27 protein-coding genes are annotated in these 25,455 nt (G+C 56.4%); 14 read left to right on the forward strand and 13 right to left on the reverse strand.

Annotated elements, in window-relative coordinates:
- Positions 1-12: 12 nt before the first annotated feature.
- Positions 13-564 carry an NAD(P)H nitroreductase gene (locus C3F38_RS16080; RefSeq protein ID WP_055316731.1) on the reverse strand — a complete coding sequence of 184 codons (552 nt, stop codon included), beginning with the start codon at positions 562-564 and terminating at the stop codon, positions 13-15.
- Between the two features lie 160 nt (positions 565-724).
- On the opposite strand from C3F38_RS16080, the gene sppA reads away from it, so the two are divergent.
- From sppA to C3F38_RS16100, 4 genes are all read left to right on the forward strand, one after another.
- Entirely contained in the window at positions 725-2,581 is a 1,857-nt protein-coding gene (sppA, locus tag C3F38_RS16085; protein WP_049201700.1) for a signal peptide peptidase SppA, read from the forward strand.
- A 93-nt stretch (positions 2,582-2,674) separates the two neighbouring features.
- Complete coding sequence (ansA, locus tag C3F38_RS16090; protein ID WP_038877354.1) at positions 2,675-3,691, forward strand: asparaginase; 1,017 nt, start codon at positions 2,675-2,677, stop codon at positions 3,689-3,691.
- Between the two features lie 22 nt (positions 3,692-3,713).
- Complete coding sequence (gene pncA / locus C3F38_RS16095) at positions 3,714-4,346, forward strand: bifunctional nicotinamidase/pyrazinamidase (protein ID WP_055316733.1); 633 nt, start codon at positions 3,714-3,716, stop codon at positions 4,344-4,346.
- Positions 4,347-4,578: 232 nt separating this feature from the next.
- Positions 4,579-5,856 carry a glycoside hydrolase family 18 protein gene (locus C3F38_RS16100; RefSeq protein ID WP_055316735.1) on the forward strand — a complete coding sequence of 426 codons (1,278 nt, stop codon included), beginning with the start codon at positions 4,579-4,581 and terminating at the stop codon, positions 5,854-5,856.
- 42 nt (positions 5,857-5,898) lie between these two features.
- Here the strand turns inward: C3F38_RS16100 and C3F38_RS16105 are convergent, their stop codons facing one another.
- Complete coding sequence (locus C3F38_RS16105; protein ID WP_033634809.1) at positions 5,899-6,171, reverse strand: YeaC family protein; 273 nt, start codon at positions 6,169-6,171, stop codon at positions 5,899-5,901.
- Between the two features lie 63 nt (positions 6,172-6,234).
- The gene (msrB, locus tag C3F38_RS16110) at positions 6,235-6,648 is read right to left on the reverse strand and encodes a peptide-methionine (R)-S-oxide reductase MsrB (protein WP_004932219.1); all 414 of its coding nucleotides are present in this window, start codon (positions 6,646-6,648) and stop codon (positions 6,235-6,237) included.
- 348 nt (positions 6,649-6,996) lie between these two features.
- Here msrB and gapA point away from each other — a divergent pair, with 348 nt between their 5' ends.
- Positions 6,997-7,992, forward strand: coding sequence for a glyceraldehyde-3-phosphate dehydrogenase (gene gapA / locus C3F38_RS16120; protein WP_004932222.1), 996 nt, complete (start codon positions 6,997-6,999; stop codon positions 7,990-7,992).
- A gap of 84 nt (positions 7,993-8,076) precedes the next feature.
- Positions 8,077-8,952, forward strand: coding sequence for a D-hexose-6-phosphate mutarotase (locus tag C3F38_RS16125; protein WP_055312647.1), 876 nt, complete (start codon positions 8,077-8,079; stop codon positions 8,950-8,952).
- Positions 8,953-9,046: 94 nt separating this feature from the next.
- Here C3F38_RS16125 and C3F38_RS16130 read toward each other — a convergent pair whose 3' ends face one another.
- Complete coding sequence (locus C3F38_RS16130) at positions 9,047-9,811, reverse strand: MipA/OmpV family protein (protein ID WP_038877206.1); 765 nt, start codon at positions 9,809-9,811, stop codon at positions 9,047-9,049.
- 426 nt (positions 9,812-10,237) lie between these two features.
- Here C3F38_RS16130 and yeaG point away from each other — a divergent pair, with 426 nt between their 5' ends.
- Positions 10,238-12,172, forward strand: a complete 1,935-nt coding sequence (yeaG, locus tag C3F38_RS16135; RefSeq protein WP_004932230.1) for a protein kinase YeaG — start codon at positions 10,238-10,240, stop codon at positions 12,170-12,172.
- Positions 12,173-12,303: 131 nt separating this feature from the next.
- Positions 12,304-13,572: a YeaH/YhbH family protein gene (locus C3F38_RS16140; RefSeq protein ID WP_104456921.1), complete on the forward strand. Its 1,269-nt coding sequence runs from the start codon at positions 12,304-12,306 to the stop codon at positions 13,570-13,572.
- Between the two features lie 89 nt (positions 13,573-13,661).
- Here the strand turns inward: C3F38_RS16140 and C3F38_RS16145 are convergent, their stop codons facing one another.
- Genes C3F38_RS16145 through C3F38_RS16155 form a run of 3 tightly spaced genes read right to left on the reverse strand, consistent with a single transcriptional unit; the run spans position 13,662 to position 15,466 of the window.
- Complete coding sequence (locus C3F38_RS16145) at positions 13,662-14,312, reverse strand: anti-sigma factor domain-containing protein (protein WP_071605359.1); 651 nt, start codon at positions 14,310-14,312, stop codon at positions 13,662-13,664.
- Complete coding sequence (locus tag C3F38_RS16150) at positions 14,309-14,857, reverse strand: RNA polymerase sigma factor (RefSeq protein ID WP_038877201.1); 549 nt, start codon at positions 14,855-14,857, stop codon at positions 14,309-14,311. Before C3F38_RS16150 ends, C3F38_RS16145 begins: the two co-directional genes overlap by 4 nt.
- Positions 14,858-14,902: 45 nt before the next feature.
- Positions 14,903-15,466: a fasciclin domain-containing protein gene (locus C3F38_RS16155; RefSeq protein ID WP_038877198.1), complete on the reverse strand. Its 564-nt coding sequence runs from the start codon at positions 15,464-15,466 to the stop codon at positions 14,903-14,905.
- A gap of 352 nt (positions 15,467-15,818) precedes the next feature.
- Between C3F38_RS16155 and C3F38_RS16160 the strand changes: the two genes are divergently transcribed.
- Positions 15,819-16,049 (forward strand): hypothetical protein, encoded by a 231-nt coding sequence (locus C3F38_RS16160; protein WP_038877195.1) that lies wholly within the window; start codon positions 15,819-15,821, stop codon positions 16,047-16,049.
- A 1,202-nt stretch (positions 16,050-17,251) separates the two neighbouring features.
- Positions 17,252-17,428, forward strand: coding sequence for a GhoT/OrtT family toxin (locus C3F38_RS16170; RefSeq protein WP_033634815.1), 177 nt, complete (start codon positions 17,252-17,254; stop codon positions 17,426-17,428).
- A gap of 273 nt (positions 17,429-17,701) precedes the next feature.
- Here C3F38_RS16170 and C3F38_RS16175 read toward each other — a convergent pair whose 3' ends face one another.
- Positions 17,702-17,995, reverse strand: coding sequence for a hypothetical protein (locus tag C3F38_RS16175; RefSeq protein ID WP_038877192.1), 294 nt, complete (start codon positions 17,993-17,995; stop codon positions 17,702-17,704).
- 225 nt (positions 17,996-18,220) lie between these two features.
- On the opposite strand from C3F38_RS16175, the gene C3F38_RS16180 reads away from it, so the two are divergent.
- The gene (locus C3F38_RS16180; protein ID WP_038877190.1) at positions 18,221-18,703 is read left to right on the forward strand and encodes a hypothetical protein; all 483 of its coding nucleotides are present in this window, start codon (positions 18,221-18,223) and stop codon (positions 18,701-18,703) included.
- 8 nt (positions 18,704-18,711) lie between these two features.
- Here C3F38_RS16180 and C3F38_RS16185 read toward each other — a convergent pair whose 3' ends face one another.
- A complete protein-coding gene (locus tag C3F38_RS16185) occupies positions 18,712-18,867 on the reverse strand; it encodes a hypothetical protein (RefSeq protein ID WP_223294931.1) in 156 nt (51 codons plus the stop codon).
- Between the two features lie 142 nt (positions 18,868-19,009).
- Between C3F38_RS16185 and C3F38_RS16190 the strand changes: the two genes are divergently transcribed.
- Both C3F38_RS16190 and C3F38_RS16195 read left to right on the forward strand, forming a co-directional pair.
- Positions 19,010-19,570, forward strand: coding sequence for a 3'-5' exonuclease (locus C3F38_RS16190; protein WP_047730541.1), 561 nt, complete (start codon positions 19,010-19,012; stop codon positions 19,568-19,570).
- A gap of 77 nt (positions 19,571-19,647) precedes the next feature.
- Positions 19,648-20,841 carry a multidrug effflux MFS transporter gene (locus C3F38_RS16195; RefSeq protein WP_055316737.1) on the forward strand — a complete coding sequence of 398 codons (1,194 nt, stop codon included), beginning with the start codon at positions 19,648-19,650 and terminating at the stop codon, positions 20,839-20,841.
- Positions 20,842-20,849: 8 nt separating this feature from the next.
- Here C3F38_RS16195 and dadX read toward each other — a convergent pair whose 3' ends face one another.
- From dadX to C3F38_RS26260, 3 genes are all read right to left on the reverse strand, one after another.
- A complete protein-coding gene (gene dadX, locus C3F38_RS16200; protein ID WP_055316739.1) occupies positions 20,850-21,923 on the reverse strand; it encodes a catabolic alanine racemase DadX in 1,074 nt (357 codons plus the stop codon).
- Positions 21,924-21,999: 76 nt separating this feature from the next.
- Complete coding sequence (locus C3F38_RS16205; protein ID WP_055316741.1) at positions 22,000-23,304, reverse strand: D-amino acid dehydrogenase; 1,305 nt, start codon at positions 23,302-23,304, stop codon at positions 22,000-22,002.
- 175 nt (positions 23,305-23,479) lie between these two features.
- Positions 23,480-23,788 (reverse strand): hypothetical protein, encoded by a 309-nt coding sequence (locus C3F38_RS26260; protein WP_139108026.1) that lies wholly within the window; start codon positions 23,786-23,788, stop codon positions 23,480-23,482.
- A gap of 51 nt (positions 23,789-23,839) precedes the next feature.
- On the opposite strand from C3F38_RS26260, the gene C3F38_RS16210 reads away from it, so the two are divergent.
- Positions 23,840-24,157, forward strand: coding sequence for an antibiotic biosynthesis monooxygenase family protein (locus C3F38_RS16210; RefSeq protein WP_047730539.1), 318 nt, complete (start codon positions 23,840-23,842; stop codon positions 24,155-24,157).
- A 44-nt stretch (positions 24,158-24,201) separates the two neighbouring features.
- On the opposite strand, the gene zinT is transcribed toward C3F38_RS16210, so the two are convergent.
- Positions 24,202-24,852 (reverse strand): metal-binding protein ZinT, encoded by a 651-nt coding sequence (gene zinT, locus C3F38_RS16215; protein ID WP_047730538.1) that lies wholly within the window; start codon positions 24,850-24,852, stop codon positions 24,202-24,204.
- Between the last annotated feature and the right edge of the window lie 603 nt (positions 24,853-25,455).

Here is a 25,455-nt window from a genome sequence, read left to right on the forward strand (position 1 = left end):
GCGGGAGAAAACTCAGAAATAGCTGACGAAAGGCGTGCTGTCCGGCGGCGTCACCTTGGTGGCGGCCTTCAGCTGTGGCGTGCCCAGATAGAGGAAACCGACGATCTCATCCTGCTCGCGGCAGCCGAAGGCTTCGCGCACCAGCGCATGCTCGGTCCAAGCGCCGGTGCGCCAGATGCCGTTAAAGCCCTGCGCCAGCGCCGCCATCTGCATCGCCTGCACCGCGCAACCGGCGGAAACCACCTGCTCCCAGCGCGGCACCTTGGTTTCTTCAGTACAATGGGCGATGACGGTGATGATCAGCGGTGCGCGGAACGGCGCCTTGGTGGCCTTTTCGATCGCCGCTTCGTCCAGTTGATCCTGCTTCGCCGCCGCCTGCAGCAGCTGGCTGAAGCGCTCCAGGCCCTGATTTTCGATCATCACGAAACGCCACGGCTGCAGCGTGCCGTGATCGGGCGCACGCAGGCCCGCGTTGATGATATTTTGGCGTACTTCCCCCGCCGGCGCCGGTTCCGCCAGGCGCGAAGCCGAGCGGCGATTCAATAAAAGATCCAGAGCATCCATCGTAAACTCCTGATAACAATTTTCATTCCGGCCACGTTAACATAGCTAAACGACGAGTTACAGCCTCGGCGATAGCGTCTGCGTGCCACGATTTAAAGCTGACATTTACTCGGCCGCTCATTAGGATAGCGGAACATTCTCGACTCTTGTTGGAGAGCACATGCGCACATTGTGGCAAATTATTGCCGGCATTTTCCGGTGGACATGGCGTCTGCTGAATTTTATCAGGGAACTGATCCTTAACCTGTTCCTGGTCTTGCTGATCCTGGTTGGGGTCGGCATCTATCTGTCCTTCCAAAGTTCCTCCACCTCGACGGCCCCGGCACGCGGCGCGCTGCTGGTCGACTTAAGCGGCGTGGTGGTCGATCAGCCTTCGGTAAACAACCGGGTACGGCAATGGGGCCGCGAGCTGTTGGGTGCCTCCAGCAGCCGCCTGCAGGAAAACTCGCTGTTCGACGTGGTGGACAGCATCCGCAAGGCCAAAGACGACAAAAACATTACCGGCATGGTGTTGCAGCTGAATGACTTCGCCGGTGCCGATCAACCGTCGCTGCGTTATATCGGTAAGGCACTGCGCGAGTTCCGCGACAGCGGCAAGCCGATCTTCGCCATCGGCGACAGCTATAACCAGACGCAATATTTCCTGGCCAGCTACGCCAACAAAATCTACCTGTCGCCGCAGGGCGCGGTCGATCTGCACGGTTTTGCCACCAACAACCTGTATTACAAGTCGTTGCTGGACATGCTTAAAGTCACCACCAATATCTTCCGCGTCGGCACCTATAAATCGGCGGTAGAGCCGCTGATCCGCGACGATATGTCCCCGGCGGCGCGCGAAGCGGACAGCCGCTGGATTGGCGGCCTGTGGCAGAACTATCTGGAGACTGTGGCGGCCAACCGCCAGCTGACGCCGCAGCAGCTGTTCCCGGGCGCTGCCGGTGTGCTGAGCGGCCTGCAGGCGGCCGGTGGCGACACCGCCCGCTATGCGCTGGACAATAAGCTGGTGGACGAGCTGGCGTCGCGCACCGCGATCGAAAATCAGTTGGTCAAGGCCTTCGGCTGGGATAAACAGGCGAACGATTTCAACGCCACCAGCATCTACGACTACCAGCCGAAGCCGGACGCCAACCAGGGCGGTAAGATCGCCGTGGTGTTCGCCAACGGCGCCATCATGGACGGCCCGCAGACGCCGGGTAACGTCGGGGGGGATACCACCGCCGCCGAGCTGCGCCAGGCGCGCCTGGATCCGGCCATCAAGGCCGTAGTGTTCCGCGTCAACAGCCCGGGCGGCAGCGTCAGCGCATCCGAAGTGATCCGCTCCGAACTGGCCGCCGTGCGCGCCGCCGGCAAGCCGGTGGTGGTCTCGATGGGCGGCATGGCCGCGTCGGGCGGCTACTGGGTTTCGACGCCGGCCGACTACATCATCGCCAGCCCGAGCACCCTGACCGGCTCCATCGGTATTTTCGGCATCATCAACACCTACGAGAAAACCCTGGATACGCTGGGCGTGCACACCGACGGCGTGGCAACCTCGCCGCTGGCCGACATTGCGGTCACCAAGGCATTGCCGCAAGAGTTCTCGCAGATGATGCAGCTGAACATCGAAAACGGGTATAAGAACTTCCTCGATTTAGTCGCCAAATCGCGCAAGATGACCCCGCAGCAGGTTGACCAAATCGCGCAAGGCCACGTCTGGCTCGGCAGCGACGCCAAGGCTAACGGCCTGGTCGATCAATTGGGCGATTTCGACGACGCGGTGAAGAAAGCCGCCGAGCTGGCGAAGCTGCAGCAGTGGCAGCTCGACTGGTTCGTCGATACCCCAAGCCTCAGCGATATGGTGCTCAGCCAGTTCGGCGTTTCCATTCACGCCATGCTGCCGGCGGCGATTCAATCCATGCTGCCCGCCCCGCTGGCCTCGGTCGCCAACGCGGTGAAAGAACAGCCGGGCTTGTTCAATAACCTGAACGATCCGCAAAACCGTTATGCGATCTGCCTGACCTGCGGAGAAGTCCGCTAACAAATAATTCTGCAGCCCGGCCATCGCCGGGCTTTTTTTCTGCCGCCATGCCCCTATAATTCAGCCCATCTTATCTTTGTTAAAATCATGACCATGCAAAAGAAATCCATTTACGTCGCCTACACCGGCGGCACCATCGGCATGCAGCGTTCCGATCACGGCTATATCCCGGTTTCCGGCCACCTGCAGCGCCAGCTGGCGCTGATGCCCGAATTCCATCGCCCGGAAATGCCGGATTTCACCATTCATGAATATGCGCCATTGATCGACTCTTCGGACATGACGCCGGAAGACTGGCAGCACATCGCCGACGACATCAAACAGAACTACGATCGCTACGACGGCTTCGTGATCCTGCACGGTACCGACACCATGGCGTTCACCGCATCGGCGCTCTCCTTCATGCTGGAAAACCTGGCTAAACCGGTGATCGTCACCGGTTCGCAGATTCCGCTGGCGGAGCTGCGCTCCGATGGCCAGACCAACCTGCTCAACGCGCTGTATCTGGCGGCTAACCATCCGGTGAACGAAGTCAGCCTGTTCTTCAACAACAAGCTGTTCCGCGGCAACCGCACCACCAAAGCGCACGCCGACGGCTTTGACGCCTTCGCCTCCCCGAATCTGCCGCCACTGCTGGAAGCCGGCATTCACATTCGTCGCCAGCACGGCATCGACAGCCCGGCTTGCAACGGCGCGCTGCGAGTGCACGACATCACGCCGCAACCGATCGGCGTGGTCACCATCTATCCGGGCATTTCCGGCGCGGTGGTGCGCAACTTCCTGCTGCAGCCGGTCAAGGCGCTGATCCTGCGCTCCTACGGCGTCGGTAACGCGCCGCAAAAGGCCGAGCTGATCGACGAGTTGCGTGCGGCCTCCGAACGCGGCATCGTGGTGGTCAACCTGACGCAGTGCATCTCCGGGCGCGTCAATATGGAAGGCTACGCCACCGGTAACGCGCTGGCGCACGCCGGGGTGATCAGCGGTTTCGACATGACGGTGGAAGCCGCCTTGACCAAGCTGCACTACCTGCTGAGCCAGCCGCTGACGCCGAAACAAATCCGCGCCCTGATGCAGCAAGACCTGCGCGGCGAACTGAGCATCAACGGTTAACCTACTGAACTCTGGAGCGGCGATGAAAACGGCCCTGTTGTTGATCGATCTGCAAAACGATTTTTGCCCCGGCGGCGCGCTGGCGGTCACGGCGGGCGACGCCGTCATCCCGGTTGCCAATCAGGCGATCGCTGCCTGTTTGGCGCGTGGCGAGCCGGTCGTGGCCAGCCAGGACTGGCACCCCGCCAATCACCGCAGCTTTGCGGTGAATTCCCATGCGCAGGTCGGCACCCTCGGCGAGCTGGAGGGCCTGCCGCAGGTGTGGTGGCCGGTGCACTGCGTGCAAGGGAGCCACGGTGCCGATTTTCACCCCCGGTTGCAGCGGCAACATATCAATGCCGTTTTTCGCAAAGGGCAGGAGACGGACATCGACAGCTACAGCGCGTTCTTCGATAACGGCCACCGTGCACAGACCGAACTGCACGGCTGGCTGCAATCGCAGGGCGTCCAGCGGCTGGCAATCATGGGCCTGGCGACCGACTACTGCGTCAAGTTCAGCGTACTGGATGCGCTGGCTGCCGGCTATCCAACGCAGGTGATCGTCGACGGCTGCCGCGGCGTGAATCTGCAGCCGGACGACAGCGGGCGGGCGCTGCAGGACATGGCGCGCGCCGGTGCGCAACTGGTTACCCTGTCACAATTTCTCGCCAACTAAATCCTCCGGGGCGCCACCGGCGCTCTCTCTGAGCGGCGGCGAAAATATCGACGCCGCTCACAATACCGCCCTTCTTCTTCCCCAACGGCTTGTGACCGGCAGGCGCTTTTGCTGTTATGACTGCGACGCTTTCGGCGTCAATCGGTTATACGCATCCGGGGCCCGCTGAGCCCGGCTTTATTGTGACCGCCTCTGGCGGTACGGTCGGCCTTGCCGACCCAAGGAGAAAGACATGAAAATCACCCGAAAACTGCTGCCTTTACTGGCGGCGGTGCAGTTGGCTATGGCCGGCGCAGGCACGGCTCAGGCGGCTTATCTCTCCGTCGGCTACTTCAACGGCGGCGGCGACGTCACCGCCGGCCCCGGTGGCGACATCGACAAGCTGGACGTCACGCAAATCACCCACCTCAACTATTCGTTCGGTCTGATCTACAACGGCGAGAAAGACGAAGCCAATGCGGCGCTGAAAGACCCCGCTCGCCGCCACCAGATCTACCTGTCGCCGAAGGTAACGGCCGATCTGCAGCGGCTGCCGGTGCTGCGCAAACAGAACCCCGAGCTGAAAGTGCTGCTGTCGGTCGGCGGCTGGGGCGCACGGGGCTTCTCCGCCGCCGCGGCGACTGCGGAAAACCGGGCGATATTCATCCGCTCCGCGCTGCAGGTGATCGAACAGTATCAGCTGGATGGTATCGATCTGGACTGGGAATATCCGGTCAACGGCGCCTGGGGACTGGTGGAAAGCCAACCGGCAGACCGCGACAACTTCACCCTGCTGCTGAAAGAGCTTCACCAGGCGCTGGGTAAAGGCAAGCTGTTAACTATCGCCGTCGGGGCCAACGTCAAAAGCCCGCAGGAGTGGGTCGATATGAAAAGCATTGCCCCTTACCTCGACTACATTAATCTGATGACCTACGACATGGCTTACGGCACGCAGTATTTCAATGCCAACCTTTACGATTCAAAGCGTTGGCCAACCGTGGCGGCCGCCGACCGTTACAGCGCCGATTTCGTGGTAAAGAATTATCTGGCTGCCGGACTGAAACCGGCACAGATGAACCTGGGCATCGGTTTCTACGGCCGGGTACCGAAGCGGGCGACCGAGGCGGGCATCGACTGGGACAAGCCGGACGCCGCCAAACATCCGGTGACGCAGCCATACTTCAGCACGCGCGAAACCGCCCTGTTCAACGCGCTGGGGCTGGATCTCGGCAAAGACACCTACTTTAAATACCACGATATCGTCAGCAAATTGCTCAACGATCCGCAGCATCGTTTTCGCGAGCACTGGGATGACGACGCCAAAGTACCTTACCTGACGCTGCAATCCGCCGCAGGCAAACCGCTGTTCGCTATCTCCTACGAGAACCCGCGTTCGGTGGCCATCAAGGCCGAGTACATCAAAAGCCAGGGATTGGGAGGGGCGATGTTCTGGGAGTACGGCGCGGACGATAACAACCGGCTGGCGCAGCAGCTGGCGGAATCGCTGGGTATCAAGGGTGAAAAACGGTGAACCGACGGGGCGATGGCGTCATCGCCCCGCTTTAGGACAACCTTACTGCGGTTTGAGTTTGGCCAGCGGCTCGGCAACGAACTGCTGTTTCAGCTCTTGCTTGCTCTTCATCACGATCTGCCCGTCGGTGCCGATGCTCATGTGCTGCGGATCGACGTTGTTCATCGACTGCCACAGCATCACCGCCTGCAGGCTGTTTTCTTTTTGCTCCGGCGTCAGCGCCACGCCGTCCGGCCATTTGCCCAGCTCAACCGCCTGTACCAGGCGCTGGTATATCTCGGGCGTCATCGCCGCAATCAGATCTTTCACGTCCATCAGAGCCCTTCTCGCTTACGGATGAATAATTTGCTGAATCGATTTTGTTGGTTAAATTACCACTTAGCCGGCCGTTTGGTCACCATTTTCGCCATCGGTGAAACTCAGCGAGGCGGAGTTGACGCAATAGCGGTCGCCGGTCGGCTGCGGGCCATCGGGGAAAACGTGCCCCAGGTGCGCGTCGCAATGGCCGCAGCGGATTTCAACACGGTGCATATTATGTGAATTATCATCAAGATAACGGATTGCATCGGCGGAAACCGGCTCATAAAAGCTCGGCCAGCCGCAGCCGGAATCGTATTTGGTTTCGGAATAGAACAGCGGCTGGTTACAGCACAGGCAATGGTACACGCCCTCGCGCTTATTGTGCAGCAATTTGCCGCTGAACGGCGCTTCGGTGCCGCGCTGTTGCGTCACATAACGTTGGATTTCATTCAGTTCCGTGACCGGATGACCGGGGGTTGTCTCTTTAGCCATTTGTGCTTATCTCTGAATGTGGATAATGTCAACGAAAACAATGATTAATAATAACAAAAAATTAACACCGCTGCAGGGATTTTTGGCCTAAACTGTAGCCCATAAAGGCCACGTCACGATGATATGTGATAGCGATCACACATCTTGCGTATGCTGACTTTATACTTGGCGGCTTGTCCCCATATAACGGATGAGGCCGAGCGCAAATGGACTGTGCAATAAGCGTGCAAAACCACCCTTCCGGTTTGACTTGCCGCAAGAATTGACACGATTCCGCTTGACGCTGGGTAAGGTTTTTGTAATTTTACAACCAACCTTTTATTCACTAACAAATAGCTGGTGGAATATATGACTATCAAAGTAGGTATCAACGGTTTTGGCCGTATCGGTCGCATTGTTTTCCGTGCTGCTCAAGAGCGTTCTGACATCGAGATCGTTGCAATCAACGACCTGTTGGACGCAGAGTACATGGCTTACATGCTGAAGTATGACTCTACCCACGGCCGTTTCAACGGTACGGTAGAAGTTAAAGACGGCCACCTGGTTGTTAACGGCAAAACCATCCGTGTTACCGCAGAGAAAGACCCGGCTAACCTGAAGTGGAACGAAGTGGGTGTTGACGTGGTTGCTGAAGCGACCGGTATCTTCCTGACCGACGAAACCGCACGTAAACACATCACCGCTGGCGCTAAAAAAGTCGTTCTGACTGGCCCATCCAAAGATGCGACCCCAATGTTCGTGCGTGGCGCCAACTTTGACAAATATGCCGGCCAGGACATCGTGTCCAACGCCTCTTGCACCACCAACTGCCTGGCGCCACTGGCTAAAGTCATCAACGACAACTTCGGTATCGTTGAAGGCCTGATGACCACCGTTCACGCGACCACCGCAACTCAGAAAACCGTTGATGGCCCGTCCCACAAAGACTGGCGTGGCGGCCGCGGCGCATCCCAGAACATCATCCCTTCTTCTACCGGCGCAGCGAAAGCGGTTGGCGTTGTTCTGCCAGAGCTGAAAGGCAAACTGACCGGTATGGCGTTCCGCGTACCGACGCCTAACGTATCCGTTGTTGACCTGACCGTGCGTCTGGAAAAAGCAGCTACCTACGAAGAAATCAAGAAAGCCATCAAAGATGCCGCTGAAGGTTCTATGAAAGGCGTTCTGGGCTACGTTGAAGACGACGTGGTTTCCACCGATTTCAACGGCGAAGTGCTGACTTCCGTGTTCGATGCCAAAGCCGGTATCGCACTGAACGACAACTTCGTGAAACTGGTTTCCTGGTACGACAACGAAACCGGTTATTCCAACAAAGTTCTGGACCTGATCGCTCACATCTCCAAGTAATGGCATGATGTTAAGCTGATAATGAGGGCGACATTTTTGTCGCCCTTTTTTATTTGTCTCTCCGGCAAACATTAAGGTAATGAAATGAACGAGAAAATTTTCACCCTGCCCGTTTCCGAACAGATTTCGCCTTACATCAGCCAGCGTCAACTCGATGAACTGGGCGTGGTTGTGGTGTCGCACCCGAAAGTGCGCGCGGCCGTCGCGCTGCAAGGCGCCCATTTGCTGGCCTGGCAGCCCAGCGGTGAGCAGCCGGTGATTTGGCTCAGCAGCAATACCCCCTTCGCCAAAGGCAAGGCCATCCGCGGCGGCGTGCCGATCTGCTGGCCGTGGTTCGGCCCGGTAGCGCAACCCTCCCACGGTTTTGCCCGCAATCAGTCCTGGAGCCTGACGGCGCACGATGAAGATGACAACGGCGTCATCCTGACCTTTACCCTGAAAGACAATGAGCAGACCCGCAAACTATGGCCGCACGCCTTCACGCTGATTGCCCGCTTCAAGCTGGGTGCGGAGTGCGAGATCGAGCTGGAATCGCACGGCGATTATCAGGCTACAGCGGCGCTGCACAGCTACTTCCAGGTCGGCGACATCGATCGGGTCAGCGTGGCGGGCCTAGGCGAGCCTTATATCGACAAGGTGGCGGGCGGCGCTGAGGCGCGCCAGGCGGGCGAAGTGACCTTCGTCGGCCAAACCGACCGCGTCTACACCCGCCCGGAGGCCTTCAGCCAGATCCGCGATCCGGCGCTCGCGCGCACCATCGAGGTTCACCACCATCATATGAGTGACGTTATCGCCTGGAACCCGGGCGTAGAGCTCTCCTGCAGCATGGGGGATATGCCGAACGACGGTTACAAGACCATGGTCTGCGTAGAGACCGGGCGCGTCAGTAAACCGCTGGTCGCCGCCGGCGAACAACCGGCCCGTTTGGGCGTGACCTTCCGCAGCCGTAAGAAAGCCTGAAAAGCCGTGCGCGGCAGCGCACCACAGATGTGCAAAAGGGGCGCCAGCGCCCCTTTTTGATGCACGCCATGCACGATGATCGTGCAATGCGTGATTAGAAGGTGTAGCTCACACCCGTCATCAACAAACCGGTGTAGGATTTATCCACCATCGGACTGTCTTTCACTTCATCAGACAACTTCACATAGCGGCCAACGAAGAAGGCATTCCAACTTTTGTTGATCTGGTAATTGGCGCTCAGCTCGAGATACGGCGCCCAGCTATCGCCTGGGGTGTAGCTGTCCAGGCCGCTGCGGCGCGATTCATTGGCGCTGACGCCATAGTAATATTTGTTCTGGTTCTTGCTGTTCCACATCACGCCCACGCCCGGGACCAGCGTCAGCGCGTCCAGATTAAACTTGTACAGGTAAGTCACATCGCCCACCAGGCCGTTGCTGTTGTTCAGCGTGTCGCCGGTGAAGGTGGTGCGGAGAGTGCCCCACTCGGCGTTGTGCGAGTAGGCCAGGCCGGCCATCAGCGTGCCGCGGCGCTTGTCGAGACGCTTCATGCGATCGTCGTCGCTGTCGCCCGGACGGTAGCCCCATGGCGTGTAGTAACCCATGATGCTCAGCTGGTTTTCTTGATCCTTCCACAGGTAGTAACCGGCGGTCAGAGTACGGAAGTAGAAGTCGTCACCTTCATAGTCAATAACGGGCACCGGATAAACGCGGTCCTGATAACCACGATACGCGTCCGGGCTAACCAGCGCGGCAGCGCCGAGTGACCAGGTTCCCGCCTGAGCACTTTGCGCACAAACCATTGCGGAAGCGATAATTGCTAGCGTTTTGAGTTTTGAAATCTTCACTGGTTCTTTTTCCATAAATTACAGGGTTAATAGCTGCAACAGTTTATGTGAAAATTTAGTTACGCGCCTAATCTTTACAATAGAAAACGACCAAGATCGAATAACTTATAGCGGAATTATGAATTAATCATGGCGGAACGATGACGTTTCATCCCGCAGGCCGCGCCAGACAAGGCATTTGGCTCGCACGGTAATAACTGAGTCATTGATATGACTTAAAAAAAGCTTTTTCTACGGCAGGAAATTTTCCGGCAAGCAAACTAAGCTTAAATCAGAAGGTGAATTTATCCTGGGCCCAGTGGCATACAGCGCAACTCGCGATAATAAGCGCACCAAGTTGGCATACGGGTTGCTGTACTCAGGCGTATTCTCATCTTTCGGGAGCCAGAACACTATCACACGCTCTCTTTAACCTGTGCTAATAACGAAAGGACGGGCATCATGAACATATTTGACCACTATCGCCAGCGCTACGAAGCTGCCAAGGACGAAGAGTTCACACTGCAGGAATTTCTTACCATTTGCCGGCAAGATCGCAGTGCCTATGCCAACGCGGCCGAACGTCTGCTGATGGCTATCGGTGAACCTGTGATGGTCGACACTGCGCTAGAATCACGCCTGTCGCGCCTGTTCTCCAACCGCGTGATCGCACGCTATCCGGCCTTCGAAGAATTCTACGGCATGGAAGAGGCCATCGAACAGATCGTCTCTTACCTGAAACACGCCGCGCAGGGCCTGGAAGAGAAGAAACAGATCCTGTACCTGCTCGGCCCGGTGGGCGGCGGTAAATCCTCGCTGGCAGAACGCCTGAAGGCGCTGATGCAGCGCGTGCCCATCTATACCCTCAGCGCCAACGGCGAACGCAGCCCGGTCAACGATCATCCGCTGTGCCTGTTCAATCCGCAGGAAGATGCCTCGATCCTGGAAAAAGAGTTCAACATCCCCAGTCGCTATCTCGGCACCATCATGTCGCCGTGGGCGGCGAAGCGCCTGCATGAGTTCGGCGGCGACATCACCAAGTTTAAAGTCGTGAAAGTGCGCCCTTCCATTCTGGAACAGATCGCCATCGCCAAAACCGAACCGGGCGACGAGAACAACCAGGACATCTCTGCGCTGGTCGGTAAAGTGGATATCCGTAAACTGGAGAACCACGCGCAGAACGATCCGGACGCCTACGGCTACTCCGGTGCCCTGTGCCGCGCCAACCAGGGGATAATGGAATTCGTCGAGATGTTCAAAGCGCCGATCAAGGTGCTGCACCCGCTGCTGACGGCGACCCAGGAAGGTAACTACAACGGTACCGAGGGCATCTCCGCCCTGCCGTTCAACGGCATTATTCTGGCGCACTCCAACGAATCCGAATGGGTGACCTTCCGCAACAACAAGAACAACGAAGCGTTCCTCGACCGCGTGTACATCGTCAAGGTGCCTTACTGCCTGCGCGTGTCGGAAGAGATCAAGATTTACGACAAATTGCTGGACCACAGCGAGCTGACCCACGCGCCCTGCGCGCCGGGCACCCTGGAGACGCTGGCGCGGTTTAGCGTGCTGTCGCGGCTGAAAGAGCCGGAAAACTCGAGCATTTACTCGAAAATGCGCGTGTACGACGGCGAAAGCCTCAAGGATACCGATCCGAAGGCCAAGTCCTATCAGGAGTACCGCGACTACGCCGGGGTTGACGAAGGTATGAACGGCCTCTCCACCCGTTTCGCCTTTAAAATCCTCTCGCGAGTGTTTAACTTCGATCACGCCGAGGTGGCGGCTAACCCGGTGCACCTGTTCTATGTGCTGGAACAGCAAATCGAACGCGAACAGTTCCCGCAGGATTTGGCCGAGAAATACCTGGAGCACCTGAAAGGCTACCTGATCCCGAAATACGCCGAGTTTATCGGCAAGGAGATCCAGACCGCCTATCTGGAATCCTACTCGGAATACGGACAGAACATTTTCGATCGCTACGTGACCTACGCGGACTTCTGGATTCAGGATCAGGAGTATCGCGATCCCGATACCGGTCAGCTGTTCGATCGTGAGTCCCTGAACGCCGAGCTGGAGAAAATTGAAAAGCCGGCCGGAATCAGCAACCCGAAAGATTTCCGTAACGAAATCGTGAACTTCGTGCTGCGTGCCCGCGCCAATAACAACGGCCGTAACCCGAACTGGACCAGCTACGAGAAGCTGCGCACCGTGATCGAGAAGAAAATGTTCTCCAATACCGAAGAGCTGTTGCCGGTGATTTCGTTCAACGCCAAAACCTCGACGGACGAGCAGAAAAAACACGACGACTTCGTCGACCGTATGATGGAGAAAGGCTATACCCGTAAGCAGGTGCGCCTGCTGTGTGAATGGTATCTGCGGGTCAGAAAATCCTCATAACGCCTCAGGTAAGCGGCATTATCAGGGCCATGTCCACAGTCATGGACGTTGCAGCGCAGCCCACGGAGGGGCTGCACATTGCGCTGCAGCGGCCGGGACATGAAGAGTTGGCAACGTCGTTTGGGGGAAGTATGGCCTATTTCATTGACCGACGGCTGAACGGCAAAAACAAGAGCATGGTGAACCGCCAGCGCTTCTTGCGTCGTTACAAGTCGCAAATCAAACAGTCGATTACCGAAGCCATCAACAAGCGTTCGGTCACCGACGTAGACAGCGGGGAATCGGTCTCCATCCCCACTGACGATATCAACGAACCGATGTTTCATCAGGGGCGCGGCGGCACGCGCCATCGGGTACATCCGGGCAACGACCACTTCGTGCAGAACGATCGCGTTGAGCGGCCTCAGGGCGGATCAGGCGGTGGCGGCGGCCAGGGCAACGCCAGCCAGGACGGTGAAGGCCAGGATGAGTTCGTCTTCCAGATTTCCAAAGACGAGTATCTCGATCTTTTGTTCGAAGATCTTGCCCTGCCCAACCTGAAAAAGAACCAGTACAAGCAGTTGACCGAGTTCAAAACCCACCGCGCAGGCTATACCGCCAACGGTGTGCCGGCCAACATCAGCGTCGTGCGATCGCTGCAAAACTCGCTGGCGCGGCGTACCGCCATGACCGCCGGGAAAAGGCGCGCGTTGCACGAACTGGAAGACGAGTTGAACCAGCTGGAAAACACTGAACCGGTGCAGTTGCTGGAAGAAGAACGGCTGCGCAAAGAGATTGCCGAACTGCGCAAGAAAATCGAAAGCGTGCCGTTTATCGACACCTTCGATCTGCGTTACAAAAACTACGAGCGCCGGCCGGAACCCTCCAGCCAGGCGGTGATGTTCTGCCTGATGGACGTATCCGGCTCGATGGATCAGGCGACCAAAGACATGGCCAAACGTTTTTACATTCTGCTTTATCTGTTCCTGAGCCGTACCTACAAAAACGTCGAGGTAGTCTATATTCGCCACCACACCCAGGCGAAAGAGGTGGACGAACAGGAGTTCTTCTATTCGCAAGAAACCGGCGGCACCATCGTCTCCAGCGCGCTGAAGCTGATGAACGACGTCGTCGAAGAGCGCTACGACCCGGCGCAATGGAATATCTACGCCGCGCAGGCGTCGGACGGTGACAACTGGGCCGACGATTCACCGCTGTGTCATGAGCTGTTGGCGAAGAAGATCCTGCCGATGGTGCGTTATTACAGCTATATAGAAATCACTCGTCGCGCTCATCAAACGCTGTGGCGCGAATATGAGGATCTGCAGGCGAAATTCGACAACTTCGCCATGCAGCATATCCGCGAACCGGACGATATTTATCCGGTATTCCGCGAACTGTTTCGCAAGCAAACCGTGTAATCATAAAACGGCCGGAGAACATATGCCCGGCCGTTTTTTTATTCTCAACGAACTCAAATGCTATTTCTGCGGGATACAGCCTGCGTCAATCAAAGTGGCAACTCACCTGAATACAACACGGGGCCCGTCGGCTGTTGGTTCGGTGAGCCGCCTAATGGCTCCAGGCTAATGGCAATCGTTGTTCCTTTCACTAAATTTGCATCTGCCAAATAAAACTGACTCACGTTCTTCGCGTTCACAAGTCCAATTGAAACGGGCTTATGGCCAACGGGAATCAGCCATAGTTCAAGACTTTTCCCGTCAGGAATAGCGGCCAGGCCTAAGGGGGTTATACGAACAATTTTTCTTTGGCCATCTGAACTCACAACCCACGTCCCTTGATGTGTTCCGTTCAGGACCACTAACGGTTTCAACTCAGGCGTACGCCAATAAAACCACGAGCTCAGGCTCAATACGCCTAATCCTGCCGCAAGCCCCCATGCAATATAATTTCGTCCGCGCCGTCGGGGCGAAGCGTATCGAGGCAGATTTAATTCAATTTTTTTCCAAACGCTTTCGGGGGGAGGTATCGGCGTTATACCAATATCCAGCCCCGACAACATATTTTGCCATTTTCCAACCTGGGTCGCCAAAACGCTATCCGATTTCAGACGGCGCTCAAAATGCAACCTTGCATACCCTCTGAGCGTGCCAAGCGCATATTCTGCAGCCAACATGTCATCACTTTTGCGTCTGTTCATAGGCCCAGGCAATCCTTCAGATGCGCTAGCGCCCTGCGGACCCAGCTTTTTACCGTACCCAGCGGTTGCTGCAACCAATCAGCGATATCCGCGTGCGACATCCCTTGATAATATGCCAGAACAATACTTTGCCGTTGTTCAGAAGTCAGATGCTTCAAACAGTCATTTAGCTTTTTCGCCTGCTCTCCCTCATCATCCAGATTTTCATTTTCCGACTGAGGGATTTGGTCACTATATTCTTCTTCCAGTTCGGCATGGCGTCCCTGCCGGCTGCGCAATCCATCAATGCATCGATTCCTTATAATGTGAGTAAGCCATGTCATAGGCGAGCTCTTGGCCGGATCATAATCCCCGGCACGCTGCCATACGGTAAGAAAACCGTCGACCATAACCTCTTCCGCCCACTGGCGATTACGCAACATGCGTAGCGCAATGGCGAACAAACATGACGATGTCGAACTGTACAAGCGTTCAAATGCTCGGCGATCGCCATTAGCGATCGCCTTTAAGCACATTATCTGGTTTTCTTTCAACGAGTGATCCATGCCATCCCTAAAGGGGTTAAACTTTGCCCATTTCGAGTATAGGCATTACTTGGGCATTAGTACGGTATCAATAACGTCGATTACACCGTTTTGCTGCCGCACGTCATAGGTGCTGATGTTGGCGACGTCGCCTTTAGCATCTTTGATCTGAATATTATGCGGGCCGTTATTCATAAACCATAGCGACTGACCATTGACGGTTTTGAGTTCCGCCCGTCCTCCGCCTTGCTCAATTTTTCTCTCCAGCGCTTTCATGTCATAGTTCCCCGCCACGACGTGATAGGTCAACACGCTGGTCAACAGAGTTTTGTTCTCAGGTTTTAGCAGATTATCCACCGTACCGGCCGGCAATTTGGCGAATGCGGCATTCGTTGGCGCAAAGACCGTATAAGGTCCTTTGCCTTGCAAGGTGTCGACCAAGCCGGCAGCTTTAACCGCCGCGACCAGCGTGGTATGATCTTTTGAATTCAGCGCATTTTGCACAATGTTTTTTGAGGGGTACATCGCAGCCCCCCCAACCATCACGGATGCCGAATCAGCGGCAACGGCCAGGGTTGCGGCGCTGAACAGTAATGAGCCGGTGAAGATAGTGGAGATAAGCGTTTTCATGATTAAGTCCTCAACGTAAGCGGAGCGGAAGTGTCGCTCATTACTGATATACGTATGAGGGGCGCCAAGTGGATGCACGGATGGCAAAAAATAACGCAAAAGGAAAAAGTACCTTTACAAAGATCCCTAACAAATACGTGCTCAGGTGCTGACGGCCACTTTCCATTCTTTCTTCTGAGGTTATTCCTAAACCTTCGCCTCCAGGCCCGCACGGCTTGATAGGAATATTCCCATTCAGTTATCGTTACCTCATCGCTTAAGTCCTTTCCTAAGCGAAATTTGCCTCATTTTATTTTTCCATGGCTTCTCAGCCCGCCACGGCGGGCATTTACCTGTCAGCAGGTTAGACATTATGATCGACTACACTCTCTATGGCCTCAACAAGCAAGATGTTGATGAATACCATAAGCAAATATGCTGCCTGCTCGGCAAAAGCGTGCTGCTGGTGCTGACCGCCAACAAGCCGATAACCAAACAGAATCTGCTCGCCTGCCTTATCCAGGAGGTGGAAAAACAGTCCGATGATTATTTTCAGAGACTGCATCGTGCAGCAATAGAAATGATCGGCGTCAACGGGCGTTAAGGCGATATGCGCAAGGCGGAAATCTACGCCATTATTGCCACCCTCGTGGTGTTAGTAATGATGCTCATTATTACCCTTGATAGCGATATCAACCCTTATCCTTAATAAGCGCCTATTACGCCGGCTCTTTAGCCCGGCGTAATAGACAGCGAAGGTGCAGACCGTCACCTTTTAGCCAGATTACCTTCCTGCCCTGGCTTTATTCAAAACCGGCCGCTTCGTCCATCAATCCCGCCGCCTCTTCGGCATGGGAAACCCGCAAAGCATGCCCCCCGCTGGCATAGCCAAATATCCCCTGCGCGACAACTCGAGGATGACCTTACTCCAGTGCGCGGCGCCGCCCCAGAATCCGTGTACCAGCACGATAGTGGGTTTTGTGCTCATTGCCGACTCCTTCATCATAGGGAAGCGCTATAGACAGATGAACTGCAGCCCTTAAGGGGCACGCCTTGCTACCGGCGACGTCACGCAGTCCTCATTTTATACAGTCAGGCTCGCGGCGTTCGGCAATAGCTACGACGGGTTAACGCACGCGATTTCCCGGCATCGCCATGGCCTATCCACGCAGCGCGCAAAGCAAAAAATCGGGATTAAAACTAGGATTTTTACCCATACCGATCTAAAATTTCGCGCAAAAACAAAGAGAAGTAAATTTAGCTCACCGGGAAAAGGAATGAAGTTGTGAAGGAAATGATCTCCATCGTTTTTATGGCATGCCTGCTGGCGCTGCTGTTTTCGTGGCTGTTCGTCTACGGTCTTAACATTCATTAAACCTGCGGCGGCAATAAATCCCCCTCCCTGGCTGGCAAGCAGCGCATCGGGACGATGCGCTAAAACCGGCCCCAAAAGTGCCCACGAAAGCGAAACCTGACGCTATCCCGCCTTAACCTTTCCGCCCACAGATACATCAATAATATTTACGGATAACAGTCTTATCCCCTTTCTGCGTCCCTCGTCGACTTTTTTCTGACCTGGCGCAGCCCCTCAAACAGAGGGCTTGCCCGACGCAAAATGTTACCGGTAACTATGTTGTTGATTTCTTTTTGTAATAACCGAAAAGCCGTTAATAACCCTACGTTCTTTATAGAAATAAATTATGCATTCTTATGGATAAAGGTATGAATAAACGGCCTTTGGTCATTGATTATCACCCGCCAAGCTCCTAGAATTCGCGCGTAAAAATACAACTGGGATCGGGTTTCATGTCGTCGCTGTGGGTTGCAACGCAATACTGTTATTTTATTGGTCTGTTAGTTTCTATGATTTTCACCTACCTGGTTAGCCGGGACACCGTTAAAATACGCTGTATCAGCGCATTGACCATCGGCTTAACCTGGCCGTTGAGCCTGCCGGTCGTGTTGCTGTTTTCGCTGTTCTAATCCCCCAACAGACCTCGCGGCGGGCTTGGGCTTTTAAACAGCCATGCTAATGAAAAGGGAAGGCCGCCGGCGTCGCGGATTTTTGGCGTGGGATAAAAAAAACGCCAGCGCAAGGCTGGCATGAAAACTGGAAGCAATGTGAGCAATGTCGTGCCGGCTCGGGGGGCACAGAAGGAGACAACCCTTTCCCCTCACCGGCGAAAAGATGATAATACGTCTCATTATTGACTGTAAAGTCATTTCCCTGCGCAACGTTTCCCCTTTGGGAAAATATCAGCCGCGCGGCGCTCGCCAGCACCGATACAACCGCCCCATCCCCCACACCAGCAGCCACAGCAAAATATTCATCCCCAACCAGAGCATCAACAAGTAGAAGAAAGTTTGGTAACCGGGTATGCCCCGGTCGGCCAAAAACGGGTTGAAGTGCAAAAATTTGACGATCGCGAAGGGGTTAAGATTGAAACGGTTGAACACGGCCGCCGTCAACAGCGGCGGCAACAGCGTGTAAAACGCCAGGCTGAACAGCAGCAGAATCTTAGTGCCCGAAGTGTTCTTATAATCTTTCATATCAATATATTGCGTCTTTCACCATGGTGCAGAAACCGCCAAATAGTCGCACGCCAGCCGACCCCGCGAGAGAAAAAGAGTTCCAGGCCAGCGCGTAAATAAAGCCGATCCCGTGTTTAATCGTCATTTAGCGCTCGGGTGATATATACCCTGTGAATTTTAAATTACGATGCCGCCGCGCCGTCTTCAACCGCAGCGTTTGCCTGGCATCATCAGGAGGCATTAATGAAACCGGACGCACTCTCTCTGCCGCCGAGCCTGAAAAAACTCAAAGTGATCTACGGCTGGTATATTTACGTGATCTATATCCTGCTGGTCTTCAACATTTACATGGCGGTCTACAACGTCTGCGTTCGGCATCCGCTTGAGGCGCCCCTGCTGTCGCTGTTTCACAGCCTGTTCCTCGCGCTGATGCTGCAGCAGGTGCTCAAAAAGAACGTCGTTTTCGCCTGGATCTTGCTGAGTTATTTTATTCTGATGCGCCTGTATTACGCCAATGTACTGCATGTTGAATTCACGCTGGTCAGCCGCGGCCTGGTGCTGCTGATTCTGACGCTGCTGCTTACCGGTGCCGTGGCCGTCGGGCAGCTGGCCACGCCCCCGCAGCGGCATGACTGGCTGGCGCGGCTGGGTTGGCGGCAATGGGGAGCGCTCACGGCGCTGGCGGCCATCCTGACCCCGTTGATTACCACTGACTACCTGGGGTAAACACGGCGCTATTTGGGGATATGGGGCTCGGAAATGTCTACGATGCGGCATATTTTGGTGTAGTTGCCCGCCTTCTCACAGATCTTGTCCGTGACGAACACGCTAAGGTAGCCCAGCAGCAGCAAGTAGCCAACCATGCACAGAATAAAGATAAGCGTTCTCACCGATAGCGACCAACCACACAAGAGTATCCCAAGCATCATAACCTGAACGCGGCGCTTTAAAAGGATTTCATGTGCACACCGGCCGCATCGGCGCACGTTCTGTAGTAACATTAAGCCACCACGCCACCCACCGGAAACGCCGATGCACCATCTGATGTTAGATATTGAAACCCTGGATATAAAACCCAGCGCCGTCATCCTGGTGGTTGCGGCGGTGTTTTTCGATCCCCGAACCGGGGAGCTGGGCGCCGAATTCGAAGCCGCCGTCAGCAGCCAGAAAGACCAACCGGGCCGTACCATCAGCCTGGATACGGTCGCCTGGTGGGCGAAGCAGTCCGATGAAGCGCGCAAGCAGGCCTTCGGCGGCACCGAGAGCCTGAAGCGCGTGCTGAGCAACCTTAGCCGCTTCATCCATATGAACAGCACCGATACGGTGAAAGTCTGGGGCAACGGCAAAGAGTTCGACTGCGCGATCCTCGAGCACGCCTTCCAGCAGCTGGAAATGCCCTGCCCGTGGAAATTCTGGGATACTCAGGATGTGCGTACGGTGATCACGCTGGCGGAACTGCACGGCTTTAACCCGAAAAAGACCCGCCCGTTCGAAGGCATGCCGCATCGCGCGCTGGATGATGCTCGCCACCAGGCCCGCTATGTGGCCGATACCGTCTCGGCGCTCTATTACCGCCAGGGGGCGCAGCGCTGACCCGCTTTGCCCCTTTTCATTTACCGCCAGAGTCTCTACTCTAGCCCTCTTTGTCACTCGGACGTGCCTTTCCTGTTATGCAAAAGTTTCTGTTTATGCTTCTCAGCCTGGTGCTGCTCGGCCCATTAGGCATCGATCTTTACCTGCCGACCATTCCCGCCATTGCCGTCGGCCTCGGCAGCAGTGAAGCGCTGATCCAATCCACCATATCGCTGTTTATACTGGTGCTCGGCCTCGGCCAGGTCATCGCCGGCCCGCTGGTCGATAACTATGGACGCAAGCCGGTGGCGCTGGCCGGCATTATCCTCTACATGATCGGCGCCGCGATGGCGGCGCTGGCCACCAGCCCGACGGTTTTCATCGCTTCGCGTCTGCTGCAAGGGGTAGCGGTTTGCTGCACCGCCGTCGTCGCCTTCAGCGGCGTGCGCGATCGCCTGAATGGCGACGACGCCGCCCGCGCTTTCGGTTTTCTTAACGGCACGCTGAACATCATCCCAGCGCTGGCGCCGCTGCTCGGTGGCCTGCTCGCCGAAGCCTTCGGCTGGCGCGCGCCTTTCTGGTTCCTGGTCGGCTATGCGCTGCTGGTGTTGGTGCTCATCGCGCTGCGCCTGCCGGAAACCCGCCCCGCTGATACCGTGCCGGTCAAAGGGCTGCCGGTGCGCCAATACGCGCGCATCCTCAGCGAATGCCGCTTCCTCTCCTTTGCGGTGGTGAACTCCGGGGCGATGGGCATGGCGCTGACCTACGTTTCTCTGGCACCGAACGTGTTGATGGGTACCGCCGGCCTGACCCCGCTGCAATTCTCGCTGGTGTTCGGCGCCAACGGTTTCTGGATCATGCTGGTCAGCTTCTTCGCCAACCGCATCATTCACAAGGTCGGCCGCCCGGTTTGTCTGGCGACCGGCGGCATGTTGATGGGGTTGGGCTGTCTGGGCCTGCTGCTGGGCGTCATGCTGTTGCCTGCAACGGCGCAAGCGCACTGGCTGGCGTATATGCTGCCGGTCGCCAGCGCCTGCGCCGGGTTGGCGTTCGTGATGGGCCCGGCCACCAGCTACGCTTTGGAGCCGTATTCCAATGAGGCCGGCGTCGCGTCCGCGCTGGTCGGTTTCGTGCAGATGGCGGGCGGCGCCGCGCTGGGTTTGGTGGCGATGGCGTTGCCGCTGCAACCCAAGCTCTCGCTGGCGCTGGTGATGCTGGCAGGCTGCCTGCTGGCGCTGCATGCGCGGCGGCTCAGCAAGCAGATTAAAGGGCAGATTAGAAAAGTCGCCTGAGCCACGGCTCAGGCTTCGGTGACGACCGGCACCCGCGCCGCTAAGGCCGACAGCAGCTCATAGCCTAACGTCCCTGCCGCCGTGGCCACCTCGTCCACCGGCAGGCGTTTCCCCCACAGCTCCACTTCGGCGCCCAGTTCGACTTGCGGACAGGGCGTCAGATCCACCGCCAGCATGTCCATCGATACCGTTCCCAGCGTGCGCGTCAGTACACCATCCACCCATACCGGCGTACCGGTCGGCGCATGGCGCGGATAGCCGTCGGCATAGCCGCAGGCCACCACGCCGATACGCTGTGCGCCGGCGGCGCTGTAACGGCCGCCATACCCCACGCGATCGCCAGACTTCAGCTGTTGAATGCCGATGATCTCGCTGCTCAGCGTCATCGCCGGCTGCAGCCCCGTTGCCGCAACATCATTCCAGCAACCGCTCGGCGAAGCGCCATACAGAATGATCCCAGGGCGGACCCAGCTGCCATGGGTCGAAGGGTGCCACAGCGTGGCGGCCGAGTTTGCCAGGCAGCGCGGCAGCGGTATATCGGTAGCCGCCGTCTCGATAGTGGCCATCTGCTGGGTTACGCCTTCCGGGCCGTCGGCGGTAGCGAAATGGCTCATCAGCGTAAGTTCGGCGATATTGGCAACCGCCAGCGCTCTTTGCCACACCTCGCGCAGCCGCTCGGGTGCAAACCCCAACCGATTCATGCCGCTGTTCACTTTCAGATAGACATTGAGCGGCGCGCTCAGCGTGGCGTCGGCGATCGCCGCCAGCTGCCAGTCGCTGTGCACCGCCGTCGTCAGGCGATAACGATCGAGCAACGCCAGATCCTGCGGCTGGAAGAAACCTTCCAGCAGTAGAATCGGCCCTTGCCAACCCAATTCGCGCAACAGCACCGCTTCGGCCAGATCCAGCATGGCGAAGCCGTCGGTTTGTGCCATGCTGCGCCAAACGTGGTTGATGCCGTGGCCATAGGCGTTGGCTTTGACCACCGCCCACACTTTGGCGCCGGGGGCGAAACGGCGCACCACCTGCAGGTTATTTTCAATCGCGCCGAGATGCATCGTGGCGGTTATGGGACGGGGCATCGGTTCTCCTTGGGGCAGCATACAGCGGCCACGCGCGCCTGCGCGTGGCCGGGAAAGTCTATGACAGCGTTGACGATTAACGTGCGGGATGCACGTCGCTCAGCGGAACTGCGTGTTGCTGGCGAAAACCGGCGCTGTAACGCGCCACCGCCAGATCATCGGAAGGGATCGCCGGCGTAATGCCGGACATCAGATCGGACAACAGCTGCCCGGAACCGCAGGCCATCGTCCAGCCCAACGTGCCATGCCCGGTATTGAGATACAGGTTCTTCAGCGAAGTGCGGCCGACAATTGGCGTGCCGTCCGGTGTCATCGGCCGCAGGCCGGTCCAGAACGTCGCGTCCGCCACTCTGCCGCCGTTCGGGTAGAGATCGCGTACCACCATCTCCAGCGTTTCACGCCGTTTTTGCTCCAGCTGCGTGTTGAAACCGACGATCTCCGCCATGCCGCCAACGCGAATACGCTGGTCGAAGCGCGTGATGGCGATTTTATACGTCTCATCCAATACCGTAGAGAACGGCGCCGCCGCTTCGTCGGTGATAGGAATGGTCAACGAATAGCCCTTCAGCGGGTAAACCGGTATCGACACCAGGCCGCGCAGCAGCGCCGTGGAGTAGGAGCCGAATGCCACCACGTAGCTATCGGCCTTGAACACTTCCTCGCCACACTGCACGCCGGCGATCTTGTCGCCCTCCACCAGCAGACGATCGACGCTGCGGTTGAACAGAAAAGTCACGCCCGCCTGCTCTGCCATCTTCGCCAGCTGTTGCGTAAACAGCTGGCAATCGCCGGTCTCGTCGTTCGGCAGCTGCAGACCACCGGTCAGCTTGTGCGCCACCTGGGCCAGCGCCGGCTCAACGCTGGCGAGCTGGCTGGCCTCCAGCAGTTTGTAAGGCACTCCGGCATCTTCCAATACCGCAATGTCTTTCGCTGCGTTTTCGAACTGTTGCTGGGTGCGGAACAGCTGCAGCGTGCCGCCCTGGCGGCCTTCGTACTGGATGCCGGTTTCCTGCCGCAGCGCCTTGATACAGTCGCGGCTATATTCTGCCAGGCGCACCATGCGGCCTTTGTTGGTCATGTAGTGTTCGGTGTTGCAATTTTTCAGCATCTGCCACATCCAGTTGAGCTGGAAGCTGCTGCCGTCGAAACGGATCGCCAACGGCGCATGGCGTTGGAACATCCACTTGATGGCCTTCAGCGGCACACCCGGTGCCGCCCAGGGAGCGGCATAGCCCGGTGAAATCTGCCCGGCGTTCGCCGCGCTGGTTTCCAATGCCGGGCCAGGCTGACGATCGATCACCGTCACCTCATGCCCCGCCTTCGCCAAATACCAGGCACTGGCTACGCCCACCACTCCACTACCTAAAATTACCACTCGCATCGCTGACTCCAGCTCAAGGCTTCACAAAGCATAATCTTCTGCTCACAGGAAATTAACTCAGTGAAAAAATCCGTCCAACAACTTCATCATCAAACGTGACAATATTCACAATTAATTTATCGTCGATGGCCCGCGCATTTGCAATAGCCGCCAGAAAATAGCGATAAGATACGGTTTAAGGGGGATTATGGCGCGAGGTCACCCCTGGATCGCTAGCATTGCTATCATTGATAGCATAGAAAATTGGCGTGATAAGCAACATGGATTTAACAGAATATAAAAATATCAGCCAACCAATAAATAGAATAAAAAACCACAAAAGAAAAAAATACCAAAACAACTGGCAAATAACGGCGCCCCCCGCTGCAGCAGAAAAATCGCGTAAACTTTCAGCCCTCAATAGCCTTATTTTTATTGCTGGAATAAAGCGGCCGCTCACTGTGGCGTCATCTTGTTTTCGCTGCAGCACGATATGAACGTTCAAGCCCCCAGCCGCACCTAGAGTTCATACTGTCGCTATTCAGGAGAACCTCGCATGTTCATCGCTCTCTATCAGTTCTCAGTCAAACCCGGACACGAACAAGCCTTTCGCCAGGCTTGGCTTGAATTGACCCAAGGCATTTATCTGCAGCGCGGCAGCCTCGGCTCCCGCCTGCACCGTGATATGGGCGGGCAGTTTATTGGCTACGCGCAGTGGCCAAGCCGCGCTGCATGGGAAAGCGCCGGTGATATTCAGTTGGATGAGCGCTATCGTCGCGCCCGGGAACGAATGCGCGCGACGTTATTGGCGGATGAAACGTTATTTGAAATGGCAGTGATGGACGATTACCTGCAAATCAGACCGTTTGACTGAGCACAAGCCCACGCAAGCGGGCTTGTGGTTGCGGGGGAACGGCATCAATGATGCAGCATCTCGTCCACGACTTCTTTAGTCTGCAGCTGGAATGGATAATAGGTCGGCCAGTTGTCCATCTCTTTCAGCAATGCCTCCTGTGACGTGTTGCCCATAAAGATATGGAAATGCGCCGATTTGCGCGGGCCAATAATGTGATCGCTGAACTGCACGAATTTCGGCGCCAGGCTGCCGGCATCCTGGCATTCGAACAGATAACGCACGCCCTTTTTACCGGAGACATACGTCAGAATCTTATGCCCGGCGTACTTATACTGACAGGCGCTGGATTGGTCGCCGCGATGAAACTCCATGACGCCGTTCTCAATGCCGATGGTATCCACATCGGTGGCATACCCTTTGCGGTAATAGGCCTTCACTTCTGCGAAGGTCTTGCTCTTATCCTGCTCCGCCTTCTTCTTGAACACCGGATCGAGATCCCCATTGAGCAGATAAGGATACACGGATTGCCACACGCCCTCCCAATCCGCCAGGTCGCGATCTTTGACGTCTTTATCGTCGAATACGCCCGCCTCCGCCTTTTTTTCCACTTCCGTCAGCGGCTTGCCATGTGAATGATGCCCGTGGGCAAGCGCCTGCCCGCCGATAAACAACGCTGCCAGCGCCACCGCCAGTTTGCCAAAATGCCTCGCCAAAAGATGCTCCTTGTCCGTCATTGAGAAAACAAAAAGTTACAATATAACATAACAAATTTCAATCCCTGTCGCGCTGCAGAGTATCTATTGCGCCCCCCTGCCGCAGGGTTATACTCGAAGAGGAAGCGCGGCGCTGCGCCGCCTTCTGCCGGGACGGACGCGGCGCCGGCGGGTGCTGGATTGACTGCCGTTCGCTCCCCTGCGTACCGACATTTTTATTTCACTGATTTGCAACGGTTAATTATGACTTGAACTATGCTTGTTACAGCTGAGTAAACCCCAATAAAACAATTAACAATCAGTTGGTTACCTAATTTTTAGTTCAAAAAAAACACTACAAAACAAGACAAAACACGACAATTCACTAACCATTAATCAAAAGGTTATGAGAAATAATGACCTGTTTTTTATATGACAGGCAGGTCATCCCACTCGCAAGACCGCATATCGTTCACGCAATACATCACCACTCCAAACACCTGGATTCCTTCTTCCGAATCCTCGTTGCCGAGTTCAGTTTCACGGCCAGACCCATCGAGAAACTCGAGCGCGCGATACGGATACCGCCGGCCACAATCTTCTGAGACGCTGGCAGCGCCACAG

The organism is Serratia sp. SSNIH1, assembly GCF_002935055.1.
Lineage (GTDB): Bacteria > Pseudomonadota > Gammaproteobacteria > Enterobacterales > Enterobacteriaceae > Serratia > Serratia nevei.